This window comes from Myxococcus sp. CA039A, from assembly GCF_013336645.1.
Lineage (GTDB): Bacteria > Myxococcota > Myxococcia > Myxococcales > Myxococcaceae > Myxococcus > Myxococcus llanfairpwllgwyngyllgogerychwyrndrobwllllantysiliogogogochensis.
On sequence record NZ_JABUMQ010000347.1, the window covers coordinates 1 to 11,359 of the forward strand.

The 11,359-nt window shown below is 65.6% G+C and carries 8 protein-coding genes; 2 read left to right on the forward strand and 6 right to left on the reverse strand.

Going from position 1 to position 11,359, the window contains the following annotated elements:
• Positions 1-251: 251 nt before the first annotated feature.
• Positions 252-3,506: a carbamoyl-phosphate synthase large subunit gene (gene carB, locus HR086_RS39025; protein ID WP_141641247.1), complete on the forward strand. Its 3,255-nt coding sequence runs from the start codon at positions 252-254 to the stop codon at positions 3,504-3,506.
• Positions 3,507-3,648: 142 nt separating this feature from the next.
• Here the strand turns inward: carB and HR086_RS39030 are convergent, their stop codons facing one another.
• Positions 3,649-4,866 (reverse strand): type I restriction endonuclease, encoded by a 1,218-nt coding sequence (locus HR086_RS39030; protein ID WP_174468152.1) that lies wholly within the window; start codon positions 4,864-4,866, stop codon positions 3,649-3,651.
• A 320-nt stretch (positions 4,867-5,186) separates the two neighbouring features.
• Between HR086_RS39030 and HR086_RS39035 the strand changes: the two genes are divergently transcribed.
• Positions 5,187-6,344 carry a fatty acid desaturase gene (locus HR086_RS39035; RefSeq protein ID WP_174468153.1) on the forward strand — a complete coding sequence of 386 codons (1,158 nt, stop codon included), beginning with the start codon at positions 5,187-5,189 and terminating at the stop codon, positions 6,342-6,344.
• Between the two features lie 90 nt (positions 6,345-6,434).
• On the opposite strand, the gene HR086_RS39040 is transcribed toward HR086_RS39035, so the two are convergent.
• From HR086_RS39040 to HR086_RS39060, 5 genes are all read right to left on the reverse strand, one after another.
• Positions 6,435-6,998 (reverse strand): hypothetical protein, encoded by a 564-nt coding sequence (locus tag HR086_RS39040; protein ID WP_174468154.1) that lies wholly within the window; start codon positions 6,996-6,998, stop codon positions 6,435-6,437.
• Positions 6,995-7,915 carry a viperin family antiviral radical SAM protein gene (locus tag HR086_RS39045; RefSeq protein ID WP_217442122.1) on the reverse strand — a complete coding sequence of 307 codons (921 nt, stop codon included), beginning with the start codon at positions 7,913-7,915 and terminating at the stop codon, positions 6,995-6,997. Before HR086_RS39045 ends, HR086_RS39040 begins: the two co-directional genes overlap by 4 nt.
• A gap of 84 nt (positions 7,916-7,999) precedes the next feature.
• Positions 8,000-9,295, reverse strand: a complete 1,296-nt coding sequence (locus HR086_RS39050; protein ID WP_174468155.1) for a sigma-70 family RNA polymerase sigma factor — start codon at positions 9,293-9,295, stop codon at positions 8,000-8,002.
• A 213-nt stretch (positions 9,296-9,508) separates the two neighbouring features.
• Complete coding sequence (locus HR086_RS39055; RefSeq protein WP_141641249.1) at positions 9,509-10,009, reverse strand: hypothetical protein; 501 nt, start codon at positions 10,007-10,009, stop codon at positions 9,509-9,511.
• A gap of 53 nt (positions 10,010-10,062) precedes the next feature.
• Complete coding sequence (locus HR086_RS39060) at positions 10,063-11,007, reverse strand: TonB C-terminal domain-containing protein (protein WP_254625510.1); 945 nt, start codon at positions 11,005-11,007, stop codon at positions 10,063-10,065.
• Positions 11,008-11,359: the final 352 nt, after the last annotated feature.

Genomic DNA, 11,359 nt, shown 5'->3' on the forward strand with positions numbered 1-11,359 from the left:
TCCTCGGCGGGCGGCGCGGCGGCGGGCTCGGGAGTCTCCGGCGCCTGGGCGAGCGCGAGCGCGGAGAGGGAGAGGATGAGGGCCAGGGACCAGCGACGCATGCGACCTCCGAGGACGGGCGGAGCGTAGCAGAGCCTGGGCACCGGGCGTCTGGGAGTCGGCTGTGGAAACCGGGCGTCCGGGCGGACGGACGTCACGTGCCACATAACATCCGTGCATGCGGAGTCAGACGTTGGTATTGGGGCGCCCCGATGCCTAAGCGTACCGATATCCGCAAGGTTCTGGTGATTGGCTCGGGCCCGATTGTCATCGGCCAGGCCGTCGAGTTCGACTACTCCGGTACTCAAGCCATCAAGGCTCTCCGGGATGAAGGCGTGGAGGTGGTGCTGCTCAACAGCAACCCCGCCACGGTGATGACCGACCCAGAATTCGCCTTTCGCACCTACATCGAGCCCATCACCGTGGAAGTGGCGGAGCGCATCCTCGCCGCCGAGCGGCCGGACTCGCTGCTGCCGACGATGGGAGGTCAGACGGCGCTCAACCTGGCCAAGGCCCTGGCCGAGCAGGGCATCCTGGAGAAGTACGGGGTGCGCCTGATTGGTGCCTCGCTGGAGGCCATCAACAAGGCGGAGGACCGGAAGCTCTTCAAGGCGGCCATGCAGAAGATCGGCGTGGCGCTGCCGAAGAGCGGCTACGCGACGACGCTGACGGAGGCGATGGCGCTGGTGGAGGAGATTGGCTTCCCGGCCATCATCCGCCCCTCGTTCACGCTCGGCGGCACCGGCGGTGGCATCGCCTACAACCGCGAGGAGTTCGAGAGCATCTGCCGCTCGGGCCTGAAGGCGAGCCCCAACTCCACCATCCTCGTGGAGGAGAGCGTGCTCGGCTGGAAGGAGTACGAGCTGGAGGTGGTCCGCGACACGGCGGACAACGTCATCATCGTCTGCTCGATTGAGAACCTGGACCCGATGGGAGTGCACACGGGTGACTCCATCACCGTGGCGCCCGCGCAGACGCTGACGGACCGCGAGTACCAGCGGATGCGGCAGGCGTCGCTGGCCATCATCCGGGAGATTGGCGTCGAGACGGGTGGCTCGAACATCCAGTTCGGCATCCATCCGAAAGATGGCCGCATGGTGGTCATCGAGATGAACCCGCGCGTGTCGCGCTCCAGCGCGCTGGCGTCGAAGGCGACGGGGTATCCCATCGCGAAGATCGCCGCGAAGCTGGCGCTGGGCTACACGCTGGACGAGCTGCGCAACGACATCACCCGTGACACGCCGGCCTCGTTCGAGCCGACGCTGGACTACGTGGTGGTGAAGATTCCGCGCTTCAACTTCGAGAAGTTCCCGCACGCGGACCGGACGCTGACCACGAGCATGCGCTCGGTGGGCGAGGTGATGGCCATTGGCCGGACCTTCCCCGAGGCGTACATGAAGGCGCTGCGCTCCATGGAGTTGGGGCGTGTGGGGCTGGAGCCGCCCGAGCTGCCCGTGGAGAAGGAGGAGCGCGAGAAGGTGCTGCGCGAGGCGCTGCGGATTCCGCGCCCGGAGCGGCCCTGGTTCGTGGCCCAGGCGTTCCGCGAGGGCCTGACGGTGGAGGACGTGAACGCGCTGTCCAACATCGACCCGTGGTTCCTGCGCTACATCGAGATGCTGGTTCGCGAGGGCCAGTCCATCCAGGAGTACGGCCGGTTGGATCAGCTCCCGGACGAGGTGCTCCGGCAGGCGAAGGCGCACGGCTTCTCCGACAAGTACCTGGGCAAGCTGCTCGGCTACCCGGAGGAGGAGGTGCGGGCGCACCGGCACGCGCGCAACATCCGTCCCGTGTTCAAGCGGGTGGACACGTGCGCCGCGGAGTTCGAGGCCTTCACGCCGTACCTGTACTCGACCTACGAGGAAGAGGACGAGGCGCCGCCGACGGACCGCCAGAAGGTGCTCATCCTGGGAAGCGGACCCATCCGCATCGGTCAGGGCATCGAGTTCGACTACGCGTGCGTGCACGCGGCCTTCGCGCTGCGCGAGGCCGGGTACGAGACGGTGATGGTCAACTGCAACCCGGAGACGGTGTCCACGGACTACGACACATCGGACCGGCTCTACTTCGAGCCGCTGACGATTGAAGACGTGCTGGAGGTCTCGCAGCGCGAAAAGCCGGTGGGCGCCATCGTCCAGTTCGGTGGTCAGACGCCGCTGCGCATCTCCGTGCCGCTGGAGAAGGCGGGCCTGCCGATTCTCGGCACGTCGCCGGACGCCATCGACCGGGCGGAGGACCGCGAGCGCTTCAGCACGCTCATCGAGAAGCTGGGGCTGACGCAGCCGGAGAACGGGGTGGCGCGCAGCCACGCGGAGGCGTTCAAGGTGGCCGAGCGCATCGGCTACCCGGTGATGGTGCGTCCCTCGTACGTGCTGGGTGGGCGCGCGATGGAGACGGTGTACGACGCGTCCAGCCTGGAGCGGTACATGCGCGAGGCGGTGAGTGCGTCGCCCGAGCATCCGGTGCTGATTGATCGCTTCCTGAAGGACGCGATTGAGGTGGACCTGGACCTGGTCGCGGACCGGACGGGTGCGGTGATGATTGGCGGGGTGCTGGAGCACATCCAGGAGGCGGGTGTGCACTCGGGTGACGCGGCGGCGACGCTGCCGCCGCACTCGCTGCCGCCGGACCTGGTGGAGCGGATGAAGGACCAGGCCATCGCGCTCGCGCGGGAGTTGGGCGTGGTGGGCCTGATGAACGTGCAGTTCGCCATCCAGGGGAAGACCATCTACATCCTGGAAGTGAACCCGCGTGCGAGCCGCACGGTGCCGTTCATCTCGAAGGCCACGGGTGTGGCGATGGCGAAGATCGCCGCGCTGTGCATGGTGGGCAAGACGCTGAAGGAGCTCAACGCGACGCAGGAGCCGGAGATGCGGCACGTGGCGGTGAAGGAGAGCGTGTTCCCCTTCGCGCGCTTCGCGGGCGTGGACGTGATTCTCGGGCCGGAGATGAAGTCCACGGGCGAGGTGATGGGGCTGGCGCAGGACTACGCGACGGCCTTTGCCAAGAGCCAGTTGGCGGCGGGGGTGAAGCTGCCCAAGAGCGGCAAGGTGTTCATCTCGGTCAAGGATGACGACAAGCCGGCGGTGGTGGACTTGGCGCGGCGGCTGCGGTCCATGGGCTTCTCGCTCATCGTGACGGCGGGGACGCACAAGTACCTGGCGACGAAGGGAATCGACGCGCAGGTGGTGCAGAAGGTGAAGGAGGGCCGGCCGAACATCGTCGACAAGATTGTCGACGGGGAGATTGTGTTGGTCATCAACACGACCTTCGGCAAGCAGGAGATCTCCGACAGCTTCTCCATCCGCCGTGAGGCATTGATGCACTCGGTGCCGTACTACACGACGGTGCAGGCGGCGCGCATGGCAGTGGGCGCGCTGGAGGCGCTCAAGCGCACGGACCTGGATGTGAAGCCGCTGCAAGAGTACCTGGGCATCACCAGCACGGTGCCGGGCAAGACCCGGCGGTAGGACGCGCTTCGGGATGTTCCGAACGGCCCCGTTCCCCCGTGGGAGCGGGGCCGTTTGCGTTTCGGCGACGCGGGTTCAAATGGCAGAGTCCGTCTGTCTGGCGTTCCGCAGGCAAATGACAGCGGTGCGCTGCTCCGACGCTTCAGGAGCCAGAAGAGGATTCGGAGGTGGAGCCACCTCCGTCGACGGGAGCGCTGCTCTGGCGCCGTGCCTCTTCCTCGTAGGCGACCAGGACGAGCGAGCGGAGCTTCTCGATGTCGGTGGACGCATTGAAGTAGACGCGGCTCTTGCCGATGCCGTCGGGCGCCGATTCAACCTCGAAACCAGGGGCCAACATCGCGGCCTGCTCCAGTGGCAGTCTCGTCACCAGGGACTTCTTCTTCCCGTTGGTGAAGGCACGCAGGAACCAGGACGTCACCTTGCCCAGGTTGATGCCGAAGTAGGTCGTCGAATCCTTGTAGCTGATGGATTGCCTGAGCGCGGATTCGGAACACATGCGCTGGACGATCCGGAAGATCTCCAGTTCCACCTCGGTCGTCTCGACCTGGGCGACTCCGGGTGCCTCGCTGGCCTCGGCGGCGCGCTGGAGGGCTTCCGCCGGAATCGCCGTGACGGTCGGCGGGGGAGGCGCGTTCTGGGCGATCTCCTGCTGGATGGACTTCGTCATCATGTCCAGCAGAGTCGTCTGGATGGACTTCTTGACGATGGGAACGAACCGCTCGACGACGCTGCGCGTGACGCGCCCCGAGACCAGCTCGACCTCGGCCAGCAGGAACCGGACGAAGCTCTCCGAAGGGTTTCGGAGCAGCTCGTTGATGAGTGCCGTCACCTTGCCCACGAAGATGATCTCCTCTGCGTGGCCCTGGATGGATGTCGCGTCGAAGAACTCCTTGGTGAAAGGACGGAGCAGTTCCACGTCCCGGTCGGTGAACGCAAGGACGTTGAACTCCAGGAAGGGCACCGCATCCATCACATTGGGAGACTGGAGGTCGGTGAAGAACCGGTAGCGAATGCCATTCGTCACCACCCCGATGCGCACGGAAGGCGTGGCATTGAAGTAGCGGGCGAGTTGGCCATCATGGTCTTCCGGAGCGGCGTCCGTGGCCTTGCACTCGATGAACAGGGCCGGCTGCCCTTTCAGGTGCAGTGCGTAGTCGACCTTCTCCATGACGCCGCCGCGCTTCTTGGCGAAGTCCGCGACGTATTCGGGCTGCGTCTCCGTCGGGTCGTAGATGTCGTAGCCGAGTGCCTGGATGAAAGGGAGGATGAGGGCTTGTTTCGTGGCCTCTTCGCCCTTGATGAACGCCTGACGCTTCCGGACCTGCTCCGACAGCAGTCGCAAATCCTCACCAAGGCCCATGTCATTCCCCCAGAGTCCGCGTGGCGGGTCGCCACGGGAGGCTGACGCTAACGCAGCGCGCTCCCGATTCCCAAACACCTGGCATCATTGTGTCTGGCGTCAAGGTCGGCATTGACACCTCATTGCGGTTTGACCCTCCACAGCGGTGGATTGCGGTGAGGCGGGAGAGCTTCTGTCTTCCTGCCATAGGGTCAGGCCCCACACGGTAGGTGCAGGCTCGGGCAGGGTGGTCGGAAACGCTTCCCGAGGCCCCCTCTGGCGGCTACCGTTGACGCGTTGCTCCGTCCCCCGTCTGACGCCTCGTCCGAGGAGCCCGCCGCATGTCGTCGTCCTTGCCCCCTGCCTTCAATCCCGCGACCGTGGACGTGGAGGGTTTCCACCGAGAGCTGAAGGCGTTGCGGCAGGAACTCGACGCGAACCTGGGGGAAGCGGACGCGAAGCACCTTCGTAAAATCGAGCGCTGGGGCCGCGTGGGCACGCTGCTGGGCATCGCCACCTGCTGGCTGGCTCCCAATCCCTTCAGCGCCGCCGCGCTCAGCCTGGGCCGCTCCACGCGCTGGCTCCTCATGCACCACGTGGGACACCGTGGCTATGACCGCGTCCCGGGACTTCCCGCGTCACGCACTGGCAAGGGCTTCGCCAAGGGCGGCCGGCGCTACCTCGACTGGCTCGACTGGATGCTGCCCGAGGCCTGGGTCTTCGAGCACAACGTCCTGCACCACTCGCACACCGGTGAGGACGCGGACCCGGACCTCCTGGAGCGCAACGCCGAAGGCACGCTGCGCAACCCGTCCCGGCCGCTGGTGCTGCGCTACATCCAGCTCACGCTGCTGGCGCTCACCTGGCGCGCCTCGTACTACGCGCCCGAGACGCTGAGCGCCCTGCGCCGCAAGGGCCGCCGTGACGGTGGGGCCCTCACGGGCGCCGAGTGGAAGGAACTCCTGCTCCAGTGCTACCTGCCGTATGCCGCCGTCCAGTTCGTGCTCTTCCCCGCGCTGTTCCTCGTCATCGGCCCGTGGGCCGCGTTCAGCGCGTTCTGCAACTCGTTGATGGCGGACGTGCTCACCAGCGTCCACACCTTCCTGGTGGTCGGTCCCAACCACACCGGCGAGGACCTGTACCGCTTCGACGACAAGCCCGCGAACAAGGGCGAGCGCTACGTCCAGCAGGTCATCGGCAGCGCGAACTACCGGACGGGCGGAGACCTGAACGACTTCGCGCACCTGTGGCTCAACTACCAGATTGAACACCACATCTGGCCCGACCTGCCGATGCTCAAGTACCGCGAGGCGCAACCGAAGGTCCGAGCCCTCTGCGAGAAGTACGGCATTCCCTACGTGCAGGAGAGTGTCTGGACGCGCGTGCGGAAGATGATCGACGTGGTGGTGGGCAAGGCCTCCATGCGGAAGCTCGCTCCCCGTGAGCACTTGGAAGCGCCTGTTGACTCCGAGGAAGTGCTCCAGGCCCACGTGGCCTGAGGGGCTGGTATTCGGGCGGGCATGCCCTTTCCTGTCGTAAGGGCGTCGAGTCCCACGGGAAATCGACGCCCTCATCTTCACGATTTCCTCTCAGGGACTGCCAGAGCCCTTGAGGACGCGGAGCACGGTGGCGTACAGGGCCTCGGGTGAGGAGTCGTTCCGCAGGACGACGTCGAACGAAGTTCGCTCCCGTCCCCTGAGTTCCATCTCGGTGCTGTGTTGAGCCAACGCACCAGGAGCTCCAGTTCCTGGGCGCTCAATGAGCCAGATGGAGGCACCCAGCTCTCGGGCCAGTTGCCATTCCGCCTGGGTCCGCAAGTCCGTGCAGACGACACGTCCTCCTGAACGCATGATGGCTTCGACTCGAATCCGGAAGGGGCGCAGCCAGACTTCGGAGTCCAGCTCCACACAGGCCTGCCCGAAGCGCTGATAGAGCTCCCGTGGCATCCGTCCGAACCGAGGGTCGACTTCATTGCGCCGCTCACCCCAGAGCTGTCCGGGGTCGAGCTGGAGTAGGCCCATCAGCGTCCACTTGATCGGGTCCGCGAGGGCAACTCGCTCGTAGCCATGCTTCGTCGCGAGAAAACCACCCAACGTGTCCTTGCCTGCTCCGGAGACCCCCGCGAGGCATATCAGGCTGGGATGCGTGCTCATGAGTCACCTCGGAAGTCGTAGGAGCCGTTTCGTCCCTCGAAACGCTCTGGGAAGAAACGAACCTGGGACCATGCTGCGTCGAGCCCTCGATGGAGGATGGGCTCGCTGTAACGATGTCCGCCGTCCACATTGTCGAAGAATCGGCCAGCGGGATCGACCATCGCGTAGCTGCCACGCATGTCCTCGTTGTCTTCCGGGACCAGCACGATGCCTTCGCTCTTCAGGATGTGGTGGCGGACAACGAAGGCGTTGAAGTCCTCGAGGCAGCAGTGAAGTGCTTCGACCTCACCCGCGTTCTGTCCTTCGACGCGGAGGACACGCAGCAGCTTCCAGCGCTCGGGCTTCAGCATGCGCAGGAAGGCCACCTGGTCTTCGCCAGCGTTCAGGTTCGTGACGACCGTGTTGACCTTCAGGCGCATTCCCGCGTCACGGACTCGGTCGGCGATCAATTGATACTCAGCGGGCGTCAGCGCCTTCCCATGAACGGCACGCCCCATGGCCTCATGAGTCTGTGGCGAAACGCTGTCGATGCTCAGCGTCACCCAGTCGATGACACCCCGCAGGCGTTCAACTGTGGTGGCGTCCAACCGGCTGCCGTTCGTCACCAGATTCGTGGTCGCGCCTCGTGCCTTGGCGGTGGCTGCAAGCTCTGGCAACCAGGGGCAGAGCAGCGGCTCGCCTCCCGCGAAGGTGATCTTCTCGAAGCGGCTCGACAACAGCTCCACCACGCGTAGCGCTGCTTCCCGTGGGAGATGCCCCTTGGGAAGGACGTCCCTGCGGACATCCTTGAAGGTGGCGAAGCAGAACCGGCAACGCATGTTGCACGGCTCCCACAGGTGGAAGTTGACGGTCGGCGGCATCGCCTTGAGGGCGGCCGTAAGCGCGAGGAACTGTGTTGCGGAAGACTGCGGGTCCATGAAGCCTCCAGAGGACGCCCGTGTCGGCGGGGCATCTGGTGCTCCACTTCCTTCACCGAATTAAGTGTGACCTGAATTCGTAAGCTACTGACATCTCTGGAGAAATTCGGTCCTTAATTGGTCCCGGGCGCGCTGGACGCGTTTGCGTGCCGTCGCGTGATCGATTTCCAGCCGGCGACCTATCTCAGCTTCGTCCAGTTCCTCGAAGTAGCGCATGCGGAGCACGTCCTGATGCTGCTTCGAGAGAGTGCAAAGCGCCTTCCGGAGCGCGAGGTGGGACTCCAATGCGACGTACTGCTCGTCGGGTTGGATGCGGCAGACGGGCTCTGGCAGGGACTCCAAGGTGCAGGTGCGGCTCATCGAATTGAATCGCCTCATCGCACCGTACTTGACCGCGCGGAGGAAGAACGACTCGAAGTCCAAGGGCGGTACATGTGATCTGCGCAGGCAGATGTTCAAAAGGATGGCGTGGATCAGATCCTCCGTGTCGGCGCCATTCATGATGAGTCCCTGCGCGATTCGGCGAGCTTTGGCCATCATCTCCTGCTGCTGGAAGGAAACTTCCAGACAGGAACGCACGTTGGTTTCGGATTCAGTGGCCGTGAGGTGGGCCGCAGATACCGCTCCTGGGCCATCATGGGAGGCGAACATCGCGGCGGGTCTGAGTGCCCCCGCTCCCAGGAGCGCCTGCCGCGAGCATTCCCAGGAGGCCGAGTCGCAAGGCGCGGGCTGGGCGTAGGCGATTGCCTGAGAACGGGACTCTAGGGCTTTGGCGAGAGGAACCACGGCCATCGCCGATGCCGTCGCCGCGAGCGCTCCCAGGGTCAGGACTCCGGCGCTGAACGGCGATGCCTTCGCGAGGCGCCAGGAGAGCCGTAGCATTCCCACGCTCATCCGAATGACCAGCGCGCTGATGGCGAGGACGGCCCAGACGGAGAATGCGATGACCAGCGCGCCAGTCAGCACGGGCAGGGCACTGCGTTGGTTTCCCTCCGGGAGGGACCACTGGCATGAGAGGAACAGAAGCAATCCCAGCAGGAGCCAGGGCCACCGGAGCAGCAATCGAGGAGGACCGGCTCGCCCCGCCATCCGCTGGTATCCATTCCAGGCGGTGACGGCCGCGAAGGCAATCAAGGCCATCGAGAGGAAGATGACGGACAACTGGGCCGCGCCTTCGAACACGCCGGAGGTGAGCGCACCAATCCGTTGCAGGACTGCGGCTGCGCCCGTAAGCCCCATGAGGCCCGTGAATCCAATGCCAAGAATGATGCCGGGCACGACGACGTTGGCTGCGAAGATGGCAAGAGCCAGCGCGACCAGCGCCAGTTGCCAACCCGAGGTACGTCGTGGCTGCGGTCCGGGCTCCCCCATATTTGCCATACGGCCTTCCTCCTCAGACCCGCCCGTCATGGTACGGGCTTGTCTGGTGGAGGGGAATCCGACAGGTCAGGACAGCCCGTTTGATTGGTCGTGTTTTGGAGAAACCCGGTGCTCAATGGGGTGGGTCGGTTTCGCCGCGATGCATGAACCCACCCTGGTCGCCGTGATGCACGACGGCCCTTATGTCCGGATGGGGGCCCAGGCGCGGAGCTTTCAGCCCGGTGATGCGCGGCGCTGCCTGGGGAGCGTGCGCCGGACCAGGGTCTTCTCCGGGACGCTCTCTTTGTCCTCTCGGCTGAGGACCTCGACGTCGACGACTCGTGCGCCATCCGCGGAGGCAGGGGGGCCGAGTGTCACCACCAACACTCGGTACGCCTCCTCCAGCCGCTTGTGCAGCTTGATGAAGTTCACCTGCGCGGTGCCGGGCATGTCCTCGGTGTACGTGAAGTACCAGCGCAGCTCGTCCAGGTTGCTGTAGTACCGGTCGATGACGGCCTGTTCTTGCTCAGGAAGGTGGATGAGCTGTTCGAACGCGCCGTCGGCGTAGCGCGAGGCGATGGTGTCGAGCAGCGGCTCTCGACTGCGCAGGCGCGAGAAGAGGGCGAACATCTCGTCACGTCGAGCTTCCAGTCGGCGCATGATGCCGGCTGCGTCCATTGCAAGCAGGTTGCGGACGCGATCGGCTATCTCATCGGCCTTCTTGCGGCGAGCCATGGCCGCACAGCCTAGTCCCCCCGCCCGAGTCGAGCCAATGGGGGGCCGCTGGGTCAGTAGACTCGCAGGAGCCTGGGCTGACAGACGAAGCGCGGGTTGCGGAAGTCGATGACCTCGATTTCGCCCGTGGTCTCCTCGAAGCGGCCCGCCAGGAGGCCCGCGGCCACGGCTGAGGCGACGTAGAGGCTGTCCTGTCCCTTGAGCTCCTTGAGCTTGCGGAAGTAGACGACGCGCCCCTCGACGGACCAGAGCGTGTGGATGCCAGTGGCTTTCACGCCTCGTGCCCCATCAGGAGGCGCACCGAGCTTCGCGAGCGAGGAGGGCACGCCATTCAGCACGAAGGCGTCGTAGGCCGGATTGCCGCTCAGCGTCACGAGCTTCGCGTCACGCAAGGTGCCATCCGAGTCCTGATGCAACTCAAGGGTGACGATGAGCTTCGCCCCGCCACCGCCCGCGAGCTTCTGCATCTCGTCGCCCGCCTGGACGCGACCGCGCAGGCCCTCCATCGAATAGTCGCCGGAGGAGTCGCCCAAGCGATTCTGGAGGGCCTGGAGTTGCTCTGACCCGGTAGGGGCGTTGGGGGTGGGGCCGCCCGGGTTGCCCGTGGCTCCGTAGTTCTTCGATTGCGAGGCCCAGGAGGTCTTGGCCTGATGGAGCAGGCTCGTGCCCGGGAACACCGGAGCGTCCTCGAGGCCCTTCTCGAGCGCCTTGCGCAGTCGACTGAAGTACGGGTCGATCAACCCGTTCGCCACGCGCAGGGTGGCCTGTTGGTCGTCGATGACGCCTTGTACTCGGCCACTGACACGTCCGCGTTCCTCGGCGGCGAGGGCTTCGCGCGACGGGCCTGCGTCTCCGGGGCGCAGGGTGCGCCCACTCTGAATGGGGATGCCCGAGGGCCTGGAATCTCCTCCGGGCATGAGCGTGGAGGGCAGGGGAAAGAGCTGGTCCGCAGGACGACGTGGACCGCGAGGAGCGGTCTCTCCGGCGAGCAAACCCATGGGAGTGTCCGCGTGCCGAAATTCGGGCTCTTCGCGCGCGGCGACAGGAGGCGGGGTGTTGTGTGGAGACGCACTGGCCTCCGTGGGGCCCATCGCGAGAGGACGTGTCTCGGGTCGCGCATCGAGGGAGCCCTCGGATGGTGCTGTCGTCGGGGAGTCACGTGCAGCGGTCGGGTGGGACAGCGCGTCTGGAGATACGGCCTCGGGGGCCTGTTCTTGCCCCTCGGTCACGGCATCGGGCGGTGTTCCGGGCCGCGAGGCGACGCTGTTGGAGGCCGCTTCTGGGGGCTGGGCTGAGGCTTCAGCGTTCTCGCGAGCAGGAGGAGGGGGCTCGGCGGGCGGAGGCTTGATG